This is a genomic window from Synechococcus sp. BDU 130192 (genome assembly GCF_963876085.1).
Lineage (GTDB): Bacteria > Cyanobacteriota > Cyanobacteriia > Cyanobacteriales > MRBY01 > MRBY01.
In genome coordinates this window covers 82,931-105,876 of the sequence record NZ_CAWNNO010000002.1, presented here as the reverse complement: position 1 = coordinate 105,876, position 22,946 = coordinate 82,931, and the positions used below count along the sequence as shown (strand labels likewise).

21 protein-coding genes and 2 pseudogenes are annotated in these 22,946 nt (G+C 51.1%); 13 read left to right on the top strand and 10 right to left on the bottom strand.

Going from position 1 to position 22,946, the window contains the following annotated elements; genetic code table 11:
- Positions 1-580 (bottom strand): annotated as a pseudogene (locus AACT35_RS01225) (O-antigen ligase family protein); the annotation flags it as partial.
- A gap of 118 nt (positions 581-698) precedes the next feature.
- Here AACT35_RS01225 and AACT35_RS01220 point away from each other — a divergent pair.
- From AACT35_RS01220 to AACT35_RS01205, 4 genes are all read left to right on the top strand, one after another.
- A complete protein-coding gene (locus AACT35_RS01220) occupies positions 699-1,151 on the top strand; it encodes a tetratricopeptide repeat protein (protein ID WP_045442532.1) in 453 nt (150 codons plus the stop codon).
- 20 nt (positions 1,152-1,171) lie between these two features.
- Complete coding sequence (locus AACT35_RS01215; RefSeq protein ID WP_099238592.1) at positions 1,172-1,840, top strand: hypothetical protein; 669 nt, start codon at positions 1,172-1,174, stop codon at positions 1,838-1,840.
- Between the two features lie 49 nt (positions 1,841-1,889).
- The gene (locus tag AACT35_RS01210; RefSeq protein WP_099238590.1) at positions 1,890-2,303 is read left to right on the top strand and encodes a DUF1824 family protein; all 414 of its coding nucleotides are present in this window, start codon (positions 1,890-1,892) and stop codon (positions 2,301-2,303) included.
- Positions 2,304-2,370: 67 nt separating this feature from the next.
- A complete protein-coding gene (locus tag AACT35_RS01205) occupies positions 2,371-3,036 on the top strand; it encodes a hypothetical protein (RefSeq protein ID WP_099238588.1) in 666 nt (221 codons plus the stop codon).
- 79 nt (positions 3,037-3,115) lie between these two features.
- On the opposite strand, the gene AACT35_RS01200 is transcribed toward AACT35_RS01205, so the two are convergent.
- Positions 3,116-5,389 (bottom strand): ribonuclease R family protein, encoded by a 2,274-nt coding sequence (locus AACT35_RS01200; RefSeq protein ID WP_099238586.1) that lies wholly within the window; start codon positions 5,387-5,389, stop codon positions 3,116-3,118.
- Between the two features lie 1,180 nt (positions 5,390-6,569).
- Between AACT35_RS01200 and AACT35_RS15795 the strand changes: the two are divergent.
- Positions 6,570-6,749, top strand: a pseudogene (locus tag AACT35_RS15795) (hypothetical protein); the annotation flags it as partial.
- Between the two features lie 85 nt (positions 6,750-6,834).
- Here AACT35_RS15795 and purQ read toward each other — a convergent pair.
- The 4 genes from purQ to AACT35_RS01175 all read right to left on the bottom strand — a co-directional run bounded on the left by purQ (position 6,835) and on the right by AACT35_RS01175 (position 10,113).
- The gene (gene purQ / locus AACT35_RS01190) at positions 6,835-7,527 is read right to left on the bottom strand and encodes a phosphoribosylformylglycinamidine synthase subunit PurQ (RefSeq protein ID WP_099238582.1); all 693 of its coding nucleotides are present in this window, start codon (positions 7,525-7,527) and stop codon (positions 6,835-6,837) included.
- Between the two features lie 57 nt (positions 7,528-7,584).
- Complete coding sequence (purS, locus tag AACT35_RS01185; RefSeq protein ID WP_012307160.1) at positions 7,585-7,839, bottom strand: phosphoribosylformylglycinamidine synthase subunit PurS; 255 nt, start codon at positions 7,837-7,839, stop codon at positions 7,585-7,587.
- A gap of 92 nt (positions 7,840-7,931) precedes the next feature.
- Positions 7,932-8,951, bottom strand: a complete 1,020-nt coding sequence (locus tag AACT35_RS01180) for a permease (RefSeq protein ID WP_099238580.1) — start codon at positions 8,949-8,951, stop codon at positions 7,932-7,934.
- 22 nt (positions 8,952-8,973) lie between these two features.
- Positions 8,974-10,113 carry a hybrid sensor histidine kinase/response regulator gene (locus AACT35_RS01175; RefSeq protein ID WP_158227952.1) on the bottom strand — a complete coding sequence of 380 codons (1,140 nt, stop codon included), beginning with the start codon at positions 10,111-10,113 and terminating at the stop codon, positions 8,974-8,976.
- 226 nt (positions 10,114-10,339) lie between these two features.
- On the opposite strand from AACT35_RS01175, the gene gcvP reads away from it, so the two are divergent.
- A complete protein-coding gene (gcvP, locus tag AACT35_RS01170; RefSeq protein ID WP_099238612.1) occupies positions 10,340-13,234 on the top strand; it encodes an aminomethyl-transferring glycine dehydrogenase in 2,895 nt (964 codons plus the stop codon).
- Positions 13,235-13,380: 146 nt separating this feature from the next.
- Here gcvP and AACT35_RS01165 read toward each other — a convergent pair whose 3' ends face one another.
- Both AACT35_RS01165 and AACT35_RS01160 read right to left on the bottom strand, forming a co-directional pair.
- The gene (locus tag AACT35_RS01165; protein ID WP_099238576.1) at positions 13,381-14,229 is read right to left on the bottom strand and encodes an alpha/beta fold hydrolase; all 849 of its coding nucleotides are present in this window, start codon (positions 14,227-14,229) and stop codon (positions 13,381-13,383) included.
- Between the two features lie 11 nt (positions 14,230-14,240).
- A complete protein-coding gene (locus tag AACT35_RS01160; RefSeq protein WP_012307165.1) occupies positions 14,241-14,486 on the bottom strand; it encodes a hypothetical protein in 246 nt (81 codons plus the stop codon).
- A gap of 151 nt (positions 14,487-14,637) precedes the next feature.
- Here AACT35_RS01160 and AACT35_RS01155 point away from each other — a divergent pair, with 151 nt between their 5' ends.
- Genes AACT35_RS01155 through AACT35_RS01125 form a run of 7 tightly spaced genes read left to right on the top strand, consistent with a single transcriptional unit; the run spans position 14,638 to position 20,409 of the window.
- A complete protein-coding gene (locus tag AACT35_RS01155) occupies positions 14,638-15,237 on the top strand; it encodes a tRNA-(ms[2]io[6]A)-hydroxylase (protein WP_099238574.1) in 600 nt (199 codons plus the stop codon).
- 39 nt (positions 15,238-15,276) lie between these two features.
- Entirely contained in the window at positions 15,277-15,483 is a 207-nt protein-coding gene (locus AACT35_RS01150) for a hypothetical protein (protein WP_099238572.1), read from the top strand.
- Between the two features lie 13 nt (positions 15,484-15,496).
- On the top strand, positions 15,497-16,525 hold the full coding sequence (locus AACT35_RS01145) for a mannose-1-phosphate guanylyltransferase (RefSeq protein ID WP_099238570.1): 1,029 nt from the start codon (positions 15,497-15,499) through the stop codon (positions 16,523-16,525).
- Complete coding sequence (locus tag AACT35_RS01140) at positions 16,525-17,235, top strand: lipoate--protein ligase family protein (protein WP_254047976.1); 711 nt, start codon at positions 16,525-16,527, stop codon at positions 17,233-17,235. Before AACT35_RS01145 ends, AACT35_RS01140 begins: the two co-directional genes overlap by 1 nt.
- Positions 17,236-17,288: 53 nt before the next feature.
- Entirely contained in the window at positions 17,289-17,993 is a 705-nt protein-coding gene (locus tag AACT35_RS01135; protein ID WP_099238568.1) for a class I SAM-dependent methyltransferase, read from the top strand.
- A 57-nt stretch (positions 17,994-18,050) separates the two neighbouring features.
- Positions 18,051-19,508, top strand: a complete 1,458-nt coding sequence (locus tag AACT35_RS01130; protein ID WP_254047975.1) for a hypothetical protein — start codon at positions 18,051-18,053, stop codon at positions 19,506-19,508.
- A 37-nt stretch (positions 19,509-19,545) separates the two neighbouring features.
- On the top strand, positions 19,546-20,409 hold the full coding sequence (locus AACT35_RS01125) for an NAD(P)-dependent oxidoreductase (protein ID WP_099238564.1): 864 nt from the start codon (positions 19,546-19,548) through the stop codon (positions 20,407-20,409).
- Positions 20,410-20,509: 100 nt separating this feature from the next.
- On the opposite strand, the gene psbC is transcribed toward AACT35_RS01125, so the two are convergent.
- Positions 20,510-21,892 (bottom strand): photosystem II reaction center protein CP43, encoded by a 1,383-nt coding sequence (gene psbC / locus AACT35_RS01120; RefSeq protein ID WP_030008145.1) that lies wholly within the window; start codon positions 21,890-21,892, stop codon positions 20,510-20,512.
- The gene (gene psbD, locus AACT35_RS01115; protein WP_012307174.1) at positions 21,876-22,934 is read right to left on the bottom strand and encodes a photosystem II D2 protein (photosystem q(a) protein); all 1,059 of its coding nucleotides are present in this window, start codon (positions 22,932-22,934) and stop codon (positions 21,876-21,878) included. Before psbD ends, psbC begins: the two co-directional genes overlap by 17 nt.
- Between the last annotated feature and the right edge of the window lie 12 nt (positions 22,935-22,946).

Here is a 22,946-nt window from a genome sequence, read left to right as displayed (position 1 = left end):
GTAAACAAAGAATGAGATAACCGGCCACATAATTTTGGTGACCCAAGGGAGCCCAGTTACGCAGTTCCAGCAGCGAAAAATCAAACTGTTGCACCGCCCCATCAACACCCAAATCCCGGAGCCGCTCAATTTCCGGTAAAAATGTCCGACTCAGCCACAGCGCCAAACTAAAAGCAACGAAGGCCAAACTTAAATATCCTTGCCCCAAAAATAATCGATAACGACCAGTTACACTATTCAGCCAACGACTAATGGGATAGAGCGCGGCGATAAACCCTAAACAGGCCCAGGCTTGCCAGCGGGCTTGCTGGGGAAACTCTGCCCCCAGGGTGGAAATCCCCAAGCTGACTAAAATTGCAATTAGACCCTGATCAAACCCGTTGCCCAACAGATAGAGGCGGCGGTTATCCCATAGCTGCACCAAAAACCACAACAAAGGACAGAACAGACCTACCTGCCACACAAACACCCATGACCAGGCCACCATCATGCTATGGCTATCGGGAATGAGGCTAAAGAGAATGTAAAAAAAAGCGGTGAAGTAGGCCAATAAAGGGGCTGGAGACTTAGAAGCAGACATAGAGCAAGGGTTAAAAAACTTCGGGAAATGGCAGCCTTTCCCATTAAATCCCATTTTCTAGAACTCCCATGGCCATGGGCTAAAATAGATAGGATTTTTAAGTCATCCCCCTCAACCCATGCCTCTTTTTTCTGATAAAGCCGTTGAAGCGAAGCAAAAGAAACAGAAATTTTGGACAAAAGTGATCCTGTTTATTGGTGCAGGCTCCTTTGCGGGAACTGCGATGGTGCCAGTGATCGGAGGCATCATTGATAGCGTGCGACAACCGACAACCGAAGTGGCTCGGAATCCCCAGGCGGATCAAGAAGCTCAACTGAAGCAACAAGAAGCCGGATTTCTAGCCGTTTTAGAACGGGAGCCAGACAATACAAATGCGCTGCAAGGTTTGGTACAAGCCCGTTTAGCCCTGGGGGATTTAGCAGGGGCACGTCCCCATTTGCAACGGTTGGTGGAGTTATATCCGGACGAACAGGTGCTTAAGGATCTCTTAGCCCAAGTGGACGAGGCTTTGGCACGCACTGGCACGACAACGCCGGCCCAGTCTCCCACCGAAAATCCGGAAACGCCCTAGGCGATCGCCGTTGCTTGTTTATGGAGTCTAGGTCGCCACTGTTATTGTTGTTGCTACTCTGCTTTGGGGGTGGAGCGGTTCTGCTGCTGCAAAATAGTCAGGCGCTGGGTCTCGTTCTATTTAATCGCACCGTTCCCTGGCAGTTGCCCCTCAGCATTTGGTTTATCGCAGCGGTCTTGCTTGGGTTGCTCCTGAGTTTGCTCTTGCAGCTTTTTTTAAAAGGGACAAATCCTAGTCCTAATAATCGAGGCGATCGCCCGAATCCTCGCCTTGAACGCCTGAAACAACGTCCCCCTCGCCAGCCCGATCGCCGCACTGGTCGTTCCGATTGGGAACGGAGCCGCGCCAATTATGATTGGACTGACAAGGAACTAGAAACCCAGGATGAAGAAACCTGGGACATTGAATCACCCCCCAAACAGTCGACCCGTCCCCAGCCGCCCCAGACAGGTGAAGGAGAACCCCAGATTCGCCCCCACCCGAAACCCCAGCGTCCCCGTCCTAGTCCCGGCCCAGAGGCTGCGATGCCAAAGCCACCGGCCCCAAAACCGTCTGCAAAGCCTGCCAAAGCGTCAGATGAAACGGGTACTGTCTATGATGCTGACTATCGAATTTTGACGCCCCCCTACACTTCCGAAGAGGAAGCTTCCCCTAGGGTAGACCCCGACGAAGATGGAGAATGGATCTAGCCCCAGGGAGTCTGCTAGGCTAAACCGAGCCTATTTTGTGACATAACCGATGAGTATCTCCCCAGAGTTGACGGCGGCGATCGCCCTTTTGCAGCAAAAAAGCTGTGTGACTACCCCCGTCCGAGAATCAGAAGCCGAACGGGAAACCCTCCGGCAAAATTTGCGTTTGGCTTGTCAGGCGGCGGACTGGGAAAATATTGGCATCTGCGCGGATAACGTTGCCGTCGCCACAACAACGGTGCAGCAGTATCTCTGGGGTTTAGGCTACGATGGGGCGATCGCCATTGATCCAGGCGAATGGGGCGATCGCCCGGTGTATTTAAAATTCAATACTCAAAAAATGAGCCATTACCTCGATGACTATGTGGGGCAGTATCGGGGCGTTTTGGTGGCGCTGCAATCCCCTGAACCGGAACTGGCTGGTACCTATGGCCATTTCCCCCTCGATCTGTTTGCGGGATAGTCTAGGATAGGAAAAATATTTGTTGTGGTGGGGAGCATTAACCTTGAGAAACGGATTACAGAACGTTGTGCTGGCTAGTAGTTTGGCGATCGCCTTTGCCCCTCTGGGTCTAGCCCAAACCCTCACCCCAGAGCAACTTGATTTGCCCCCAGAAACCTTTGACAATAGCCCCATACTGCAACGGTGGAGTGAAGCAGGGATCCCCGATGTGCTCCGTAGCATTCGCCACGAACCGAGTTTTCAGACCCGCTGGCGGCTTGGGTACGCCCAATTTCCCAGCAACGATCACCAGGGGGGCATCAGTGTCGGCGTTGAAGATATTTTTGTAAAACCTGATTTTCCCCTGACCCTCAGTGCCGAAGGTCATACCCTGTTTAGTGGCGATCGCACCCAGGTGGCCGCCCGTGCCAACTATTATTTACTTCCCCTCGGCAACCGCTTTAATATTGCCCCTAGTCTCGGCTATCAATCCTTTTCTGGCCCAGATTACGAACGGGAAGGCCTAGAGGTGGGCGCCAAGTTGCAGCTTAATCTGTCTCGCTCCGGAGCTTCGACCATTAGCCTGAGTCAACAGTTTGTTAACTTAGCGACCCCAGAGGAAATGGGGATCACGACCCTAGGGGCCGGCTATGCCTTCACATCCCACTGGCGGGCGGCGACGGAAATTCAAAAACATAATTCGAGTGCGGCAAAGGAAAGTAAGGTGGGTTTTTTCCTGGAGTGGATGCCCTAGGCCACCGGGGGCCGTATCGTCACAAAAAAAGAGGGAAGCGTTGAATGCTTCCCCCATCAGCTGAGTCATAGACAGGTGATTATTCTTCTTCCCAATTTTCCGCAGCCGCGTCATCTGGGTCTGAATTGGTATTTTTGGCGATCGCCAGATCAATCTGTTGCCGATAATAATCGACACTCTTCACTTCCACATCGACGGTATTGCCGAGGCGATAGGCAGTACGATTTTTCCGACCCACCAGACAACTGTGTCGGGCGCGATATTCGTACCAGTCATCCTTGAGGGAGCTGACATGGACAAGACCTTCCACGAGCAGATCCTCGATTTCCACAAAGAAACCATAGGACTGCACCCCGGTGATCAATCCCTTAAAAGTGTGCCCCGTGTGGGCCTTCATTTTTTCAGCCTTTTGGAGTCCCTGGAGATCTTTTTCGGCGTCATCGGCCACCTTTTCTTGATCGTTGAGTTGCAAAATTAGGCTGGCAATGGTTTCTTCTAATTCCGTTTGGATCGGCGTTGGTAGCACTTTCCAGTTCACCTGGTTATGACAAGTGCTGCTGCCGAGGTTAACCCCGACCTTGACGCGACTCGAACGGCGATCGCGCCCCTCAGAGAAAATGAGTTTTAAAATGCGCTGCATCACCAAGTCACCATAGCGTTGCCCCGGCGCACAGACACGGCTATAACCGTCCCGGTAGGCCAAGCCAAAATGGGGGTGGGGATGGGCACCATAGCGGGGAACATCCAGGGTTTCCTGAAGCAGATAGTTCAGGATTTTTGTCATGTCTGTTTGGCTGAACTCTTGGATAAAGTGCTGATAATCGTGGGGTAAAAGCTCCTCTTCCGATTCGAGCTTGAGCTTCAGGTTTAGATTATTGCCCAACTTAATTAGATTTTCGAGGCTCTCAAAATCAGGATTAGCTTGGTAGCAATAGATGGCTGGCAGTTCTAGGGCCAGCATATGTTGGGCCACCGCTCGACCCGCCAGAATCATCACCTCTGCCAAGAGAGACCGCACCGGCAAGCTCGGTGAAACAATCATCGTCCCGAAACGCCCTTCATCTTTAAAAGCAGAAGTTACTTCGGGTAGAGAAATCTGGAAACCGCCCCGTTGCAGGCGCTGGGCTTTGACTAAAGGACTGAGGTTAAAAATTAAATCATTCAACAGGGTTGCGACATCGGCCAGATCCGCCTCTGCGGTTTCTCCACTACTGAGGAGATGCTGAATCTTTTGGTAACTTAGGCTTTGGTCAACGCGGATCACACTGGGGGTAATTTCAAATTCTGCCACGTTCCCCTGATCATCAAAGGTGAGGAGAATGGACATGGTGAGACGGTCTGCTCCAGGACGAAGCTCTACTTTCTCCTTAAATTCTGGCGGAAATAGCGGAATGGTCATTTGACCGAGAAATACTGCCGTGCCGTGTTTTTTCGCCCACCGATCCAGGACCCCCTGGGCCGGGACAAATTCTGCCACATCCGCCAGGTGAATGCCCAGTTGCCACTGTCCAGCTTCAGTTTTTTGGAGCGTAAATGCATTTTCAATGAAGGCTTGGTTTTCTGGGGTGAGGTGAATTTCATCCTCGATGGTGATGGTTAATTGGTCGCGAAAATCCCGCCGCTTGGCGAGCATTTTTTTGGTTAGTTTTGTAGGAATGTCCTTAACGGCAGCCAAAACCTCCTCGGGAAATTGGCGCAGTAAATCATGTTTACAACAGACAATATCGGTGTCAGCGGCGGCCTCGGCATCACTCCCCAACACCTTGGTGACAGACCCCTGGGGGAGGTACTGGGCAATGGGGTATTGCACCACCGAAACATGGACGAGGTGATCAATGGCTTGCTGGAGCCGATCCGTTTCGTCCTGGAGTTCAAGTTCAAACAGGAGGCGATCGTCGAGGGGCACTGCCCGGAAGCCTTCGTCTTTTTGGACTACCCGCGCTAGGAGGGAAGGATTGGCCCGTTCTAAAATTAAACGGACTACTCCCTCTGGCGATCGCCGCCGCGTTCCTTCTTTTATGATTTTGACTAAAACGCGATCGCCATTCCAAGCATTGCTGAGATAACTTTCCCGGATATAAATATCATCAGCATCCTCAGAATCCTGGATCGCAAAACAAAAACCCTTACTCGAACACCGTAGCTTTGCCTCGACCACATCCGCTTCCGGCACCCGGCGGTATTTGCCCCGTTCCTTCACCAAAATATTCGAGCGCTCCAGGGCATCAAGAATAATCTGGAGTTGTTCTGTATCTTCCTCAGAGCGACACTCTAATTTCTTTTCGAGGAATTTACCGGCAACCAATTTGTCATCTGTAAAGAAAGACAGCAGTGTGGCGATTGAAAAATCCATGCAAAACTATCCTTTTCGTTAGAAAGTAAAGTGAAACGACAACAGTCCACCAGAAAAGCAGTATCAGTCTGTTGTTTGTCGCTATCATTAAACCTAGACAGTCAACAGACCTGTATTTCTGATGGGAAACGCCACAAATTCCCCAGGAACCCCAAGGTTGACTGATCAAAACAATGCCCTTTCCGAAAGGATGGCCCGTTTCACAAAAGAAACAAAGCCTAATGGGGGCGAGGCCGATAACACCTCAGGAAATGACAAGTTCGCAAGTACACAGTCGAAAAACTTGAGCAAACATCGAACAGGGGAGCTCCCACACCAACCCTTCTAGAGGTCATTACGTTTAGGAAACGGCTATGGCGGGGACTTGGTTCTGAAACTGACCCAAAAAGACGTGTTTCAGGAAAAGAGCAGGGACTGCCTGTGGCTAAGCAAACCCGACGGAAAAACAAGCAATGTGATTAAAGGAGGATCGTCCGATACAATCGCGGCTGGGACAAGGGCAAAATCTAAATGACCAAGCCACTAGACGTATGTGTTGACTATCTTGTCACAATGCTTTTTCGATATTGTACCCTGTCAAGGGAATTCTCTCCATGGCCTCTAGGGAATTCACCAGCAAATTGCCCTGAATCAGGAAGAATAAGGGTACAATTGCACTCAACTAATAAATTGAGTCAAATTTTTCCTATTACGTTCCATGACACCAGAGATTTTTCGGCAGCGTTATCCCTACGGGGGCTTAATCAGTGAACTGGCAGCCATTGAACATGGCCAGTTTATTGTGCGGGTTGTGGTGGAATTGGAAGGGAAAAAACTCGCCAGTGGTTTGGCGGCAGCCCCCTCTGTGGAACAGGCGGAGGATCAAGCAAGAATCCGGGCGTTAAATCTTTTGGGATCTGGGGCAATTCCGGCACCAGCCCCCGCGAAGCAGACCATGCCCGTTCAATCTCCTCCAGCAGCCCCGGTCGTCTCTGCAAAACCAGCACCTGTCATGGCTGCCTCCACACCAACGGTTGCAACCCCGACAAATCCAGTCTCAATACCGAGCCATCAAAATGATTTACCCTTGCCATCTCCGGCGCCGGTCGTAGACCAGACTCCCGAAATCCCCCTAAATCAGCCCCAAGCGACACCTGATACGAGCTTAGATTTAGGGTCGGCAGGCAGCTCGACAGATGCGTTAGATTTTTCTGAGATTATTGCCCGCACCGATGTGGAACTCAAGCGCTTGCGCTGGTCTAGTGAGCAGGGCCGCACTTACTTGCTAGAAACCTATGGCAAGCGATCGCGCCAATTGTTATCCGATGATGAGTTGCTAGAATTTCTACGCTACCTGGAGTCTCAACCGACGCCATCTTAATTTTTGGGATTGGGCAGTTAGATCTCGTTAAGCACCTTAATGGTCGTCTAGAGCGTTTTTTTGCTGCTTTCGCCTAATCCTCAAGCTATCCGGCAACAAGGTTTAATAGCCCTTCAAATAAACCTTGCCCGTCTACTAAACCGAGGCTGCCATCGGCGGCCCGTTCTGGGTGGGGCATCATTCCTAAAACATTGCCAGCTTGGTTGGTAATACCGGCGATGTTGTTGAGAGAACCGTTGGGATTGGCAGCCTCATTTACATTGCCTTGGGCGTCGCAGTAACGGAACAGCACCTGACCTTTATCTTCGATCGCCTTGAGGGTGTCGGGGTCGGCATGGTAGCGTCCTTCTCCGTGGGCGATGGGAATATTGATCACCTGGTTTTGGCGGTAACCCCTTGTCCAGACCCGATCATTGTTTTCAACCCGGAGATATTGGCGATCGCAAATGAAGTGCAGATCTCGGTTGCGCACTAAAGCCCCAGGCAGCAGACCCACTTCCGTCAACACCTGAAAGCCATTACAAACCCCCAGCACATATTTCCCTTGATTAGCATGGTCGATGACGCTCTGCATCACCGGAGAAAAGCGGGCGATCGCCCCACAACGGAGATAATCCCCGTAGCTAAAGCCCCCAGGCACCGCAATCACGTCTAGGTCAGAAATATCTGTTTCCTGGTGCCAGACCATCCGCGTCGGCTGTCCAAAAATCCCTTCCGTCACCATTGCCATGTCACGGTCACAGTTTGAGCCAGGGAAAACAATTATACCAAATTTCATCGTGTCGTTACCAATTAATTGAAGGATTGCAAGGGAAGATCGGGCGGAAATTTATCGTTATTTCAGAGGGGTGAGGTCGAAGCGATAATTTTCAATCACTGGGTTGGTAAGCAGTTGATCGCACATTTGATCCACTTTCGCCTTGGCTTCTGCTTCGTCAGCGGCGGCAAGATTTAATTCGATATACTTCCCAATGCGTACCCCAGAGACGCCCCCATGGCCTAATTGACTTAGACCTGATTCGACAGCGGCACCAGCCGGATCAAGAACAGAGGGACGGAGAGTAACATAAACTTGTGCGTGGTACTGCATAGAACTCAAACTGTGAAGACGGTTTTTATTGTACGTTGCGGCGGACTTCTGGAAAACTGAAACGCGTCTCCCCGCAAAAATTCCCTGGCCCCCTAAAGGAAATAGCTATAGCCGAGGGCAAAAAGAAAGGTGAGCTGACCCGCCAAGAGGAAAAAGTACAGGATAAAGCGGGGTTTGAAAATTGAGAGCATCAGGCCGACTGCTTTGATATCGATCATTGGCCCGAAAATCAAAAAGGCTAGTAGGGAACCCGTCGTGAAGGTGGAAGCAAAGGACAGGGCAAAGAAAGAATCCACCGTCGAGCAGATGGAAACAATCGCCGCCAACAGCATCATCGCCACAATGGAGGTAATCGTCCCTTGGCCTAGACTCAAGACGACTTCCCTGGGCACAAAGACTTGGATCAACGCGGCGATCGCACTGCCGAAAATCAATACCGCCCCCAGTTCTCGCAATTCCACAGAAATATTGTTAACCAAGGCCCCAAAGAGGGTTTTAAAGCTCCGGCCTTGGGTCGTCGCTGGTGCTGGCATTTGGGTCGCCACTGTTTCGAGGGGGACTGTCTGCTGGGCGCCGAGGAAAAATGTCCCCGATTGGAGCAGAGGACTGGTGTTCGCTGCCTGAGCTTGGTTTTCGTTGACCTGCTGGACGAATTTTAAGCGTTGGGCCAGTTTCGGTTGGAGCAGCTTTTTGGGATCTGATTCGACGCTAAACACTGTCCCGACGATGGTGGCGATCGCCAAGGAACCCAGCACCCGATAGAGCACGATTTCCGGTTGGCCCCGAAAGGCGATCCAAGTCGACCAAATTACCACCGGATTTAGGGTGGGGGCCGACAACAAAAAACCTACCGCCACAGAAGTGGGAATTCCCTGGAGCATAAAGCGACGGGCCACGGGCACATTGCCGCATTCACACACCGGAAACAAAAACCCGATGCAACTGCCCATAAAAGCCCCTAAAACTGGATTTTTCGGTAAACGCTGGATCAGTTGGCGTTCATCTACACACACCAACAGCACACTCGAAAGGATTACCCCCAGTAGCAGAAAGGGCATCGCCTCCACCAACAGGCTGACAAACAGGGTAAAGGCATTGTGTAATTGACTCATGGAGAAAAAATAACAGCGGGCACTAACTGAGGCGGTTTTCTGTCGGAATTTGTTCCGAAGTCGCAGTCGGAAATGTGACAATCACCGTGGTTCCTGTCCCTACAGTACTCTTAATCGTCACCGTCCCATTATAAATTTTTGCGATCCGTTCGGCGATCGCCAATCCGAGACCAGATCCCTGCTGCTCATACTGTTGACGGTCAAACTGCATATAGGCACCTAAGGCCCGAATCTGCTCTGGGCTCATGCCACGACCATGGTCTTTGATCGCTAACTGCCATACATTGCCATTGATCCGACTTTTCAGCAGAATGCGTTTCTGGGTTTGGGAAGTGTGCTCCGAAAATTTAAACGCATTATCGACAATTTCCTGCACCAGGGTAATAAGCCACTTCTCTGAGATTGCAACCTTCGCCGCACATAACTCTAGCTTCAAGTCCTCTGGGCGCTGGTATTGTTTGGCAATTTGTCGGGCCAAAGTAGTGATGAGCGTGTCACTTTTCTCAGTGACAGGGCTATACCAGAGGTGAAAATCATCGGGATCGTGGGTGGCTAAATCGAGCTTGGTGTATAGCAAGAACTTTTGGATTAAATTATGGAGGCGACTGGCTGAAATACGAATGCTCTCACTAATTTCTCGGATTTCTTGGCGGTCTAGGGTTTCCCAACATTCCCCCAGCAACTCCGCTGAGGTCATGATGCCTTGGAGGGGAGTGCGCAGCTCATGGGGGAGGGCCATGGTTAAATTGCGCCGCAGTTGCTCTAACTGTTGCGCTGAATGTTGAGCGAGACCCTGACGGCGACTGAGGCGTCCCCGGATCGCATTGAGCAGTTCCTGACGGGTAAAGGGCTTGGGAATGTAATCATCTGCCCCTAGATCCATCCCTTGGCGTTGGGCGGAACGGGAAGCGCGAGCTGACAGAAAAATAAACGGAATAGTGGTGGTGGTTGGGTTGCTATGGAGCGCTTTGAGGACACCGTACCCGTCTAATCGCGGTAAATTTACGTCGCAAATAATGAGATCGGGGAGCTGCGCATAGGCCGTTTCTAAGCCGATTTGCCCATCGGTCGCTGTGATTACAGCAAACCCTTCGGCGGTTAGAATGTCCCGCAAAATATTTAAAACACTGAGTTCATCTTCAATGACTAAAATGGTCGCCACAAAGTGTAGAACCTCCATCGGATGAGCGTTGAGGGAAAAGGGTATGGCCTAGGGCCCACAGTCCCGCCCGGAGAGACATTAGGGACATGGGGTGGGCGACCTTACGCTGGGGTTGGGGGATGTTGTGATGGGAAATCTTAGGTTGGAGAACCACATCAGCAGCCCGTGGGGGGTAATTTTTCCCTATTATGATAAGTGCTTAAGCCTGCTTTTTTCTGGTGATTTCATGGTTAATTTGCAACAGTTGCCGCCGCTTTCTCATGCTTCTGAGGATCATTCTTTTGCTCGCCGTCACATTGGTCTTAGTGATGGGGCAATGGCAAAAATGCTGGCATTTTTAGGGTATGACGCGTTGGAGACCTTGATTAATCAAGCGGTTCCCGCCAAGATTCGCCAAAAATCAGCAATGAATTTACCCGCCGCGAAGGGGGAACAAGAGGCTTTACACACCCTGGCGGCGATCGCCAACCAAAATCAGGTTTACAAAAATTTCATCGGCATGGGCTATTACGACTGTGTGACCCCGCCCGTGATTCAGCGCAACATTTTAGAAAATCCGGGTTGGTACACGGCTTATACGCCCTACCAGGCGGAGATTGCCCAAGGTCGTCTAGAGGCGTTGTTAAATTTCCAGACGATGGTGATCGAGTTGACGGGGCTGGAGATTGCCAATGCGTCGTTGTTGGATGAGGGGACAGCGGCGGCGGAGGCGATGGCGATGAGCTATGGACTCTGTAAAAAGAAGCAGGCGAATACGTTTTTTGTGTCGGAATTGTGCCATCCGCAAACGATTGAAGTGGTGCGGACACGGGCGATTCCCTTAGACATTCAGGTGATCGTTGGTGATCATCGCACCTTTGAGATGACTGATGCTGTGTTTGGGGTGTTGCTGCAATATCCGGCGACGGACGGCGCAATTTTTGATTATCGGGCGTTTATTCAAAAAGCTCACGACCAAAAGGCGATCGCCACGGTGGCAGCGGATTTATTGAGTTTATGTTTACTTACGCCACCGGGGGAAATGGGCGCAGATATTGCGGTGGGAACGAGTCAACGGTTTGGGGTTCCCCTCGGTTATGGTGGCCCCCACGCGGCCTATTTTGCGACGAAAGAAAAATATCAACGGCAAATTCCGGGGCGCATCGTCGGCGTTTCTAAAGATAGTCAGGGTCAACCGGCGTTACGGCTGGCATTGCAAACCCGTGAACAGCACATCCGGCGAGACAAGGCGACCAGTAATATTTGTACGGCCCAGGTGCTGCTGGCGGTGATGGCTTCGATGTATGGGGTCTACCACGGGGCTGAAGGGCTAAAGGCGATCGCCACCCAAGTGCAGCAACACACGCAAATCTTGGCGACAGGCTTGGATAAACTCAGTTTTGCGGTGAATCGCGAACCCGTTTTTGACACGCTTAAAGTTCAAACCACGGCAGAGCAAGCCTCAAATATTCGTGAACGCGCCGAGGCACAGGGCTATAATTTTCGCTACTTTGCGGACGGTAATATCGGCATCAGTTGCGATGAAACCACGGTCGCCAGCGAGATTGAAACCATTTGGGCAATTTTTAGCGATGCCGAAATTCCCTTTACCTACACCCAGCTTGCCCAGAATTTTACGCCGAACTTCCCTGAAACGCTCCGCCGTACCAGTGACTTTTTAACGGATCCCGTATTCAATCGCTATCGTTCCGAAACGGAGTTGCTACGCTACATTCACCACCTCCAGAGCAAAGATTTATCGCTGACCACCTCGATGATTCCGTTGGGTTCCTGCACGATGAAACTCAACGCGACGGCGGAAATGATGCCGGTCACCTGGGCAAGTTTTGGCAAAATGCATCCCTTTGCGCCCCGCAGCCAAACCAAGGGCTACCAGCAAATGTGCGACCAGTTGGCGCATTGGCTGGCTGAAATCACTGGATTTGCGGGGGTTTCCCTCCAACCCAATGCTGGCTCCCAAGGGGAATATGCAGGGTTACAGGTGATCCGTCAGTACCACATCAAAAACGGCGATCGCCAGCGGAATATTTGTCTGATTCCCGAATCCGCCCACGGCACAAACCCGGCCAGTGCAGTGATGTGTGGTTTTAAGGTGATCCCGATTAAATGTTGCAGTAGCCAAGGGGATATTGAACTAGAGGATCTCAAAGCTAAAGCCGAAAAATACAAAGAGAATCTCGCCGCGTTAATGGTCACCTATCCCTCGACCCACGGGGTTTTTGAGGTGGGAATCAAAGACATCTGCCAAGTGATCCATGACAACGGCGGACAGGTGTACCTCGATGGCGCAAACATGAATGCGATGGTGGGCATTTGTCGGCCGGGGGATTTCGGTGCGGATGTTTGTCACCTGAATTTACATAAAACCTTCTGTATTCCCCACGGTGGCGGGGGGCCTGGGGTTGGCCCGATTGGTGTCGCCGCCCACCTCGTCCCCTATCTGCCCAAGACCAATTTAGACGGGAATACCGACAATATTGGCTTAATTTCGGCAGCTCCGTCTGGGAGTGCGAGTATTCTGCCGATCTCTTGGATGTACATCGCCATGATGGGAACAGCCGGTTTAACGAAGGCGACAAAAGCAGCAATCCTCAGTGCCAACTACATCGCCAAACGCTTGGATGACCATTATCCGGTGTTGTTTAAAGGAACCAATGGTTGCGTTGCCCATGAATGCATTATCGACCTGCGGGATCTGCGGAAATCGGCAGACATTACGGTGGAAGATGTGGCAAAACGTTTGATGGATTATGGTTTCCATGCGCCGACAATCTCTTGGCCCGTGGCGGGGACGATGATGATCGAACCCACTGAAAGTGAATCTTTAGAGGAGTTAGACCGTTTCTGTGAGGCGATGATTGCGATTCGGGAGGAAATTCGCCTGATTGAAGCGGGCAACATTTCTAAGGAAGATAATCCGGTGAAAAATGCGCCCCATACGGCGGAATCGGTTATTTGTGGTGAATGGAATCATCCCTATTCCCGTGAGGTGGCGGCCTATCCTGCCCCTTGGCTGAAACAGCATAAGTTCTGGGCGACGGTGGGCCGGATTGATAATGCCTATGGGGACAGAAATTTGGTGTGTTCCTGTGAGGGGATGGAGGCATACAAGGAAAGTTAGTTGCTCCTGTTAGTCGGGGTTGACGCTGGTGAACCCCTGCTACGATTAGGGAGCGATCGCTTTTTAAATTAGATATTTACTCCCAAAATTAATGACACATCATATTTTCATCGCCGAAAAGATCACGATGGTCTGGTGTGAGATATCTATAAACTTCTAGAGAGAAAATTGGCGATCGCCTGATTAAAGGCTTCCGGTTCAACCATGTGGGCCCAGTGGTTGCCGGGGACTTTTTGCCATTGGAGATTCGTTAAATATTGACGGTAGGGCTTGAGCTGAAATTCGAGGCGATTTAACCCTCCCTCTGGCTGCACAAAGAGGCTCGGCATCCCTAGGGGTTGTGTGAGGCCATTGACCCGGAGAATATCGAGGAAAATTTCATCGCAGGCGCGTTTCACGAATTTGCTTGTCCAGGTGCCGTCGGGATTTTCCAGAAAGCTTTCCCGACAAATCGCCTGTTGCCACTCGTTCCAGCCGCGATATTGCTTCAGTTTTTTGGCGATCGCCTCGGCCTGGTGATAGCTCTCGAATTGGCCCAACAGTTTTAAAAAAGGTAGCACCCGGTAGCCAATGGGGAAGGTGTAGCGCCACCAGAGGGGCAGTTGTCCCATAAAAAACGGATCAGCGAGAATCAAGCTTTTCACTTTCTCAGGATTTTGGGTTGCCCAAACAGTAGCAATTTTTGCCCCCCAACTGTGGCCGAGGAGATTCACCTGCGACCAGCCGAAATAGTCACAAATCCCATCAAGATCGGCGCTGTAGTCGGCGAAAGTATAACCCGTTTCCGGTTTGCCACTGTCCCCATGACCCCGCAGATCCAGGGCAACCACATGGTATTTTTCCCCTAGACTTTCCCCCAAGCTGGCCCACACCAAACCATGATCCGCGAGACCATGGAGGAGTACAACGGGTTCACCACCCGGATGCCATTCGTAATAGCTCAAGGGTAAACCGTTAATTGCCGCAGTATGCTTCTTTGGGGGAATAAAAGTCATGGTAAAAAAGTCTAAGATTCTGCTTTGTCGTCGCTGTTATTGCGGGGAAAGCCACCAATCAGGCCACTTTCGATCATCAGCCCTAGGCCAGCATTGACGACAATTAGGCTCACCGTCCCCCACCAAAACCAGGGTTCCCCATTAATGCGACGGGTAATCGATTCCCCCAGGAGACAGAGGCCAAAGGGAAACATCAAAACCCCAATCTGGGCGGTGATGTACCAGGTCAATTTGTTTTTTCTGACATTAAAATTCATGGGCGATCGCCTTTGCTACGGTAAATTTTGCTCCAAAAATTATAAAGAGTTGTGGCCGTTCTCGCAGGAAACTTGCTCTCGATAGCAGCTATTCTGCATCGGGCTTGGGGAAACTATATACTGTTGAGTTGTCCGCCATCTCCCCAAATCTATGACTGCTGCGACTTTACCCCGGATCAAGTTTCTCCAGGAGCCGACCCGCCCGGAATGGATCGAACTCGCCCTCGCTAATTTGGATACGATTTTGCTGGATCACTCCCACTGTGAACGGAAAGCGGCAGGGGTCGCCCTCAATATGATGTTCCGGTATCCGTCGGCGGTGGAACTGGTGAAAGCATTAACGGCGATCGCCAAGGAAGAATTAGAGCATTTCGAGCTGGTGAACCAGTGGCTAGAACGGAAAAATATTCCCCTCGCGCCATTGAATGCGCCCCCCTATGGCGGCCAGTTGCGCAAATTGATCCGGCCCCAGGAACCGGAACGGCTGTTGGATTCGTTGTTAATTTCAGCGTTAATCGAAGCCCGCTCCCACGAACGTTTAGGCCTGTTGGGAGAACATTGCCCGGAGCCGGATTTGGCAAAATTTTATCGGGGATTGATGGCCTCGGAAGCGCGGCATTATGGGGCTTATTGGGTATTGGCAACAACTTATTATGATCAAGATTTAGTCAATCAGCGGCTTGAGGAATTGGCGATCGCCGAAAGTGAAATTCTCTCGACCCTCCACCCGGAACCCCGGATCCACAGCTAGAATCAACGGCAACGGTATTTACCAAGGGAATTTGGCAGGATGGATCGGGATACAAAGTTTATTTTGCTGGTTTTGGGCTTGCCCGTGGCGGGGCTAGTGTACTGTGGCCTCATCATTGCCCTAATGATCAGCCAGCCCTTTGTGCGGGCAAATTCCCTCTGGTTTGGCTTTTTATTTTTCTTGATCCCCTTTACCATTGCTGCTGTAACCTGGATTCGCGCTTCGGCGAGGGCCTACCGTAATTAAGCACTCCCAACCTATGACTTTCATCCCCGTAATTTTGGCTGGTGGCAAGGGCGAACGTTTTTGGCCCCTCAGTCGTCAAGACCGCCCGAAACAGTTCCTCAGCCTCGATGGGTCTGGGGTGAGTTTGCTCCAAGCGACGGCAAATCGTTTAGTTTCCCAGGACAATTGGACAGATCTCTGGGTGATTACGGCGGCGCAAATTGCGGATCTGGTGCGGGAACAACTGCCCCAACTGCCCCAGCGTAATATTTTGGTAGAACCAGAACGACGGGATACGGCCGCGGCGATCGCCTGGACTTGTTTAGAGTTGGCGCAATACTACCCAGAAGATACGGTCGTTGCTTTTTTCCCGGCGGATCATTGGATTGGCGACCCAGATAAATTCCGGGCAACCCTCGACCAAGCGGCGAATTTTGTCAAAGATAAATTGGCGATCGCCACCATCGGCATCAAACCGGACTATCCCGCCACGGGTTATGGTTATATCGAGCAGGGGGAAGCGGTTGAAACGGGCATTTTTAAGGTGAATCAGTTCTATGAAAAACCCGGTACGGCTGTGGCGAAATCTTTTTTGGAAACGGGCAAATTTAGCTGGAATAGCGGGATTTTTCTCTTTTCGATCCGCACGGTACTCCAGGAACTTGCTAGTTACGCCCCCGAAATCCTTGAACCGCTCCAAAATGAAGGCATCGACGCCTACAATAGCTTGCCGAAAATTAGTATCGACTACGCCCTGATGGAAAAAACGGCCCATGCCTATGTGTTGCCCGCAGAATTCGGTTGGGATGATCTGGGGGATTGGCGATCGCTCGAAAGATTGTTGCCCCCCGATGCGGTGACGAATGTTTGTGTGGGGAATCACCATGCCTTCGAGACAGAACGGGCGATTGTCTACAGTGATAATCCCGACGAAACGGTAGTAACCCTAGGAGTTGCGGACGTGGTGGTGGTGCGCCAGGGGGATGTGACTTTGATTGTGGATAAGCACCGCACCCAGGACATTAAGAAAATCCTCGGCTATCTCCCGAAAAATCTCTTGTAATGACTGGAGTCTGGCACTATATTCCGCCCATCGAAGCGTCTGGGGAAACCCAAATGGCGATCGATGCCTGGCTTTTGGATCAGCATCTCCAGGGCAAAATCCCCTCAGTGCTGCGGTTTTACACCTGGCAGCCTGTGGCGATTTCTCTCGGCTACCATCAGCGCAAATATCCCGATTTTTGGGAAAATTTGACCTACAAAGGCAAAAAAATTGATCTAGTGCGGCGGCCCAGTGGCGGTCGGGCGGTGCTTCATCAGGGAGATCTCACCTACGCGATTATTACGTCTGGGTTAAAAGGCGATCGCCAAACAAACTACGAAACCCTCTGCCAATTTCTCATTGCTGGGTTTGGGGAATTGGGAATTCCTTTAAGCTATGGCCACCAGCAACGGAATTATGGGTATTTTGATAGCTGTTTTCGCACCCATACCAAGGCAGATTTGGTAACGGAATCTGGTTATAAACTGATTGGATCAGCACAATTACGTCGCCAAGGGGCAATTTTGCAGCACGGTTCGATTCGTCTAAATCCCGATCCAAAACTATATGAAAAAGTTTTTGGCGAGCCTCTAATCCCCGGTCTTACGTTTGTGGCCGATGACATCCAAAACATGATCAATACCCTCTGCCAGCAACTACAACTCAGCCTTAATCTCTGCCTTGTTGAAACTGACTTTATCCCCCAACTTGCGATGACGGATTCCCTGTAGATTGCGACTTGTACAATGGAATGGTTTGAATTTTCTAAACTTCGGGGCGGCCCATGTTTTCCCAGTTACCCACCGACAACCGCGAATTAAATTGGTTTACCCTCACGGAGGCGATCGCCAAACGTTTCGACGCAGAATATCAAAACCAAAAACCCGATCTCCCCGACGAAGTACAAGCCCTGCCCATTTTCCTTGACTGGCAATCCGGCAAGCTCCAGAACCGCGTTACCTCGAAATTTTGGGAACTGGCCCAACCGAAAAAAAACCAAGCTTGCCTCGATCTCGGTTGCGGAATCAGCTTTTTGATCTATCCTTGGCGCGACTGGAATGCCTATTTTTATGGCCAAGACATCAGTAAAGTTGCCACAGAAATCCTCCAATCCCGCGCCCCCCAGCTCAATTCCAAACTGTTTAAAGGTATCTCGAACAAACCCGCCCATCACCTCGAAAGCTATCAGGACAGTTTTTTCGATTTGGCGATCGCCACCGGATTTAGCTGTTACTATCCCTTGGAATATTGGGAAACCGTGTTAGAACAAGTCCGGCGTGTCCTCAAACCAGGGGGCTTTTTTGTCTTTGATGTGATTGACCCAAGCCAAGACATGGCCGAAGACTGGTCAATCCTGGAAACCTACCTGGGCGCGGAAGTATTCCTCGAAGACCTAAGCGACTGGCAAGCCCTGATCAAAAAATCCGGCGCAAAAATCGTCAAAGAACAATCGGGCGAACTGTTCCATCTCTACAAAATTCGCTGGTAAAGCCATTCTTCTGATTGGATGTTGGCGGTTTGTCAGGTCAGTGAGAAGATAAAAAGCGTGGCTTATCAAGGACTGTGGGAAATGTTTAAGCGGATTATTCTCCTCGTTATTTTGGCATTCGGCCTCTGGAGTTGTGGCGATCGCCTCGATGCCCGCCTCGCCAGTGATCTCAATCGCGAATCGACGCCCGTCACCACCCAAGCCCTCACAGAAGTGGCGACGCCCAGCCTAATTACCGAACTGCGCCAAGAATTAGACCAGTACCAACCCCAGGTTAAAATTCTTAGTCCCCGTCCCGACGAAACCTTTAACAGCACCACCATCGACGTCCAACTCCAGGTCAATGACCTACCCATTTTCAAGGACGAAGAACTAGGCATGGGGCCGCACATTCACCTCTTTGTCGATGACCAGCCCTACATTGCCATCTACGACACCAGCAAACCCGTCACCCTCGAAAACCTCAGTCCCGGCAGCCACCTGATCCGCGCCTTCGCCTCCCGTCCTTGGCACGAAAGCTTTAAAAACGAAGGAGCCTACGCCGAAACTACTTTTAATATTTTCACCAAAAGTAATAATAATATTCCCGATTTCCAACAGCCCCTCCTCACCTATAGTCGCCCCCAGGGAACCTACGGTGCTGAGCCGATCATGTTGGATTTTTATCTGACCAATGCCCCGCTGCACTTCATTGCCCAGGCCGACAATAGTGATGATGTGAATGACTGGCGTATCCGGATCACCATCAATGGTGAGAGCTTTATTCTCGATGACTGGCATCCCATTTACCTCGAAGGCTTCAAGAAAGGCGAAAACTGGCTCAAGCTAGAATTTATCGATGACCAAGGGGAACTGCTAGAAAATACCTACAATAGCCCTGTCCGCGTCATCAACTACGATCCGAAGCTCAACGACACCCTTGCCAAGCTCGTCCAAAACAAACTCTCCCTCAGAACCGCGAAACGCCTCGTCACCACCAAACCTCTCCCCCCTGAAGTCGAAACGACTGCCCCAGAAGAAACATTAGAGCCAGCACCAACCGTTGTTCCGGAAGTTGATGAAGCGACGCCACCAGCAGAAACAGAAATGGCCCCTGCTCCAGAAGAAACCTTGCCAACCTTGGAAGAAGAGGTAGTACCAGAAGCAGAATCCAGCCCTTCTCCTGATCTCCCTGAAGCAATACCAAATGAGGAAGAAGAACCCGCTGCGACCGTTGAGGAAACAAGCCCCAGTCAATCTGAGTCAGTGCCAGAGGTTGAACAACCTGCTCCCGCGCCCGAAATTGAAGCAGTCCCCCCAGATACTCCAGAGATTGAAACCCCACAATCAACCGCGCCCGAATCAACACTAGAACCAGAAGCGGCTTCGCCCCCGGAAACGGCTGAAGGTTCGTCTGAGGAAGGGATTGAGTCCAGTCCCGCAGTACCAGAAGCAGATATTTTCCCAGAGACAGATCCCTTAAAACAGGGCACAGATGATCTAGAGTCTCCGGAAATTCAGTTGTTCCCGGAGTAACCTAGAGGCGATCTTGATCATCATTGATACTTAAACGATGACGAAAAAAATTGCATTTCTCGGTATGGGGGTCATGGGGGCACCGATGAGCCTCAACCTCCAGAAAAAAGGTTACCAAGTCACTGTGTGGAACCGTGCCGCTGCCAGTCCCCACTTAGCTAGGGTCGCTGCCGCTGGTTTGTCTGTTGCGCCGGCGATCGCCACTGCGGTACAGGATGCAGATTACATTTTTAGTTGTGTGAGCGATGTCCCCGACGTGAAATCGGTTCTCTTAGGAGAAGAAGGGGTAATCCACGACGCAAAACCCAATGCCCTAATCATTGATTTCAGCACCATTGGAAAACCGGCGGCCCAGGAAATTGCCAAAACCCTCAAAACAAAAAATCTCCGGTTCCTCGATGCCCCCATCAGTGGCGGCGATGTTGGCGCGGAAAATGGCACCTTGACAATTATGGTCGGAGGCGATCGCCCGAATTTTGATGAAGCCAAGCCCTACCTCGAAGCCATGGGAAAAAATATTTACTACTGCGGGGAGATAGGTAGTGGCCAGGCTGTAAAAATGTGCAACCAAGTCCTCTGTGCAATCCACATGGTGGCCCTCTGTGAAGCGATTCAGTTGGCTCAATCCCAAGGCCTTGACCCAGATTTAATGATCGAAGTTTGTCAGACTGGGGCGGCTGGTTCCTGGGCGATCGCCAACCTCGGTCACAAAATTACCGCCAGGGATTTTCGACCGGGCTTTATGGTCAAACACATCATCAAAGACCTCCGCCTAGTCAATGAAAGTCTCTCAGACTTGGAATTACCCGGTGTAACTTTAGCAACCCAAAAATTTAAAGACACCGCCCAGTTAGCTGATGCCCTCGAACAAGGCACCCAAGCCATGTTCCGCTCGTATTGATTCTTCTAAAGCTGGTATGCCCCAAGCAAAAAACTCCTACCCTAGGGCAGGAGTTTTTATTCATGAAACTCAGTAACTAAACTGACGCCTCAACAGATTCTTAGTCGAGTTCGTTCATGTTCAGTACGGGCTCAGTCTCACGGTCAATCCCTTTCTCGAAACCAGCCTCAGCCGCCCGTGCACGACCAGCATGCCACAGGTGACCAACGAGGAAGAAGAAGGAAAGAACAAAGTGAGAACCAGCCAACCACTGACGAAGGTTCACAAAGTTGAAGGAGTTAGGCTCCGTAATAATCCCACCAACAGAGTTAATGGAAGCATTAGGGGCGTGGGTCATGTATTCAGCCGCACGACGAAGCTGCCAAGGCTGAATGTCATTGCGGATTTTGTCGAGGTCAAGACCATTGGGGCCACGGAGGGGCTCCAACCAAGGACCACGGAAATCCCAGAAGCGCATGGTTTCACCACCGAGGATAATTTCACCGGTAGGAGAACGCATCAAGTACTTACCAAGACCAGTGGGACCTTGGGCAGAACCAACGTTCGCACCCATAGATTGGTCACGAGCCAAGAAGATCAAAGCCTGGGACTGGGACGCTTCAGCGTTAGTCGGGCCATAAAATTCACTGGGGTAAGCAGTATTGTTGAACCACACAAAGCAAGTCGCGATGAAGGCCATCAAAGACAGCGCACCGAGACTGTAGGAAAGATAAGCTTCACCAGACCAAACGAGCGCACGACGGGCCCAACCGAAAGGTTTGGTGAGAATGTGCCAGATACCACCAAAGATACAAATCAGACCCACATAGATGTGGCCACCGATAATATCTTCCATGTTGTTGACACCGATCATCCAGCCTTCGCCACCGAAGGGTGCTTTGAACAGATAACCAAAGATTACTGCCGGGTTCAAAGTTGGATTACTGATGATACGCACGTCGCCACCACCAGGGGCCCAGGTGTCGTATACACCACCAAAGAACATCGCTTTAAAGACAAGTAGCAACGCACCACAACCCAGGAGGATGAGGTGATAACCAATGATGTTGGTCATTTGGTTCTTGTCTTTCCAGTCATAACCAAAGAAGCTGGAATATTCTTCGAGGGTTTCAGGGCCACGGACAGCATGGTAGATACCACCCAGACCGAGAACCGCAGAAGAGATCAGGTGTAATACACCAACGACAAAGTAGGGGAAAGTATCAATAACTTCACCACCAGGGCCGACACCCCAACCAAGGGTTGCGAGGTGAGGCATCAGGATGAAACCCTGCTCGTGCATGGGCTTCTCTGCGACAAAGTGAGCGACTTCAAACAAAGTCATTGCACCAGTCCAGAATACGATAAGGCCAGCATGGGCAACGTGGGCACCCAAGAGCTTACCGGAGAGATTGATCAGGCGGGCATTACCAGCCCACCACGCAAAGCCGGTCGATTCGATATCACGACCACCGGAAATGGGCGCATTAGAGAGCGTTACCACGGGGTAATACCTCCTCAGGGAATACAAATTGTTCGTGAATTTGGTCTTGCGGTGCCATCCATGCACGCATACCTTCGTTCAACAGAATATTCTTCGTGTAGAACGTTTCAAATTCGGGGTCTTCCGCCGCGCGGATTTCCTGGGATACAAAGTCATAGGCACGCAGGTTCAATGCTAAACCCACAATCCCCACAGAACTCATCCACAAGCCAGTTACAGGCACAAATAACATGAAGAAGTGCAACCAACGCTTGTTGGAAAACGCAATCCCGAAAATCTGAGACCAGAAACGGTTTGCGGTCACCATCGAGTAGGTTTCTTCTGCCTGGGTCGGCTCAAACGCTCGGAAGGTATTTGCTTGGTCACTGTCTTCAAACAGGGTGTTCTCTACCGTTGCCCCGTGGATCGCACAGAGCAGCGCACCACCGAGAATCCCTGCAACACCCATCATGTGGAAGGGGTTGAGCGTCCAGTTGTGGAAACCTTGTAAGAACAGAATGAAACGGAAGATACCAGCGACACCAAAGCTGGGGGCAAAGAACCAGCTAGACTGACCCAAGGGGTACATCAGAAATACACTGACGAATACCGCGATGGGGCCAGAGAAGGCGATCGCATTGTAGGGGCGGATACCCACCAGACGGGCAATTTCAAACTGACGCAGCATGAAGCCGATCAGACCAAAAGCACCGTGGAGGGCAACAAAGCTCCAGAGTCCACCGAGTTGGCACCAACGGGCAAAGTTCCAGTTGGCTTCGGGGCCCCAGAGGAAAAGGAGGGAGTGACCGAGGCTGTCAGCAGGGCTGGATACAGCAACAGTCAGGAAGTTACACCCTTCGAGATAAGAAGATGCTAATCCGTGGGTGTACCAAGAAGTAACGAAGGTGGTACCAGTCAACCAGCCACCGAGAGCCATGAAGGCGCAGGGGAACAGGAGGATACCGGACCAACCGACGAAGACAAATCGATCTCGCTTCAACCAGTCATCGAGGACATCAAACCAGCCTCGTTCCTGGGGCGCGCGTCCGACTGCAATAGTCATAGTTTTTAATTC

Bases quoted from the DNA above. Each gene is read 5' to 3' on its own strand.
- purQ (WP_099238582.1), bottom strand. From the start codon at position 7,527: ATGAAATTTGGTATAATTGTTTTCCCTGGCTCAAACTGTGACCGTGAC.
- AACT35_RS01145 (WP_099238570.1), top strand. From the start codon at position 15,497: ATGACTTTCATCCCCGTAATTTTGGCTGGTGGCAAGGGCGAACGTTTT.
- AACT35_RS01150 (WP_099238572.1), top strand. From the start codon at position 15,277: ATGGATCGGGATACAAAGTTTATTTTGCTGGTTTTGGGCTTGCCCGTG.
- AACT35_RS01160 (WP_012307165.1), bottom strand. From the start codon at position 14,486: ATGAATTTTAATGTCAGAAAAAACAAATTGACCTGGTACATCACCGCC.
- AACT35_RS01215 (WP_099238592.1), top strand. From the start codon at position 1,172: ATGGAGTCTAGGTCGCCACTGTTATTGTTGTTGCTACTCTGCTTTGGG.
- AACT35_RS01210 (WP_099238590.1), top strand. From the start codon at position 1,890: ATGAGTATCTCCCCAGAGTTGACGGCGGCGATCGCCCTTTTGCAGCAA.
- AACT35_RS01200 (WP_099238586.1), bottom strand. From the start codon at position 5,389: ATGGATTTTTCAATCGCCACACTGCTGTCTTTCTTTACAGATGACAAA.
- gcvP (WP_099238612.1), top strand. From the start codon at position 10,340: ATGGTTAATTTGCAACAGTTGCCGCCGCTTTCTCATGCTTCTGAGGAT.
- psbD (WP_012307174.1), bottom strand. From the start codon at position 22,934: ATGACTATTGCAGTCGGACGCGCGCCCCAGGAACGAGGCTGGTTTGAT.
- AACT35_RS01165 (WP_099238576.1), bottom strand. From the start codon at position 14,229: ATGACTTTTATTCCCCCAAAGAAGCATACTGCGGCAATTAACGGTTTA.
- AACT35_RS01155 (WP_099238574.1), top strand. From the start codon at position 14,638: ATGACTGCTGCGACTTTACCCCGGATCAAGTTTCTCCAGGAGCCGACC.
- AACT35_RS01220 (WP_045442532.1), top strand. From the start codon at position 699: ATGCCTCTTTTTTCTGATAAAGCCGTTGAAGCGAAGCAAAAGAAACAG.
- AACT35_RS01140 (WP_254047976.1), top strand. From the start codon at position 16,525: ATGACTGGAGTCTGGCACTATATTCCGCCCATCGAAGCGTCTGGGGAA.
- purS (WP_012307160.1), bottom strand. From the start codon at position 7,839: ATGCAGTACCACGCACAAGTTTATGTTACTCTCCGTCCCTCTGTTCTT.
- AACT35_RS01180 (WP_099238580.1), bottom strand. From the start codon at position 8,951: ATGAGTCAATTACACAATGCCTTTACCCTGTTTGTCAGCCTGTTGGTG.
- AACT35_RS01125 (WP_099238564.1), top strand. From the start codon at position 19,546: ATGACGAAAAAAATTGCATTTCTCGGTATGGGGGTCATGGGGGCACCG.
- AACT35_RS01135 (WP_099238568.1), top strand. From the start codon at position 17,289: ATGTTTTCCCAGTTACCCACCGACAACCGCGAATTAAATTGGTTTACC.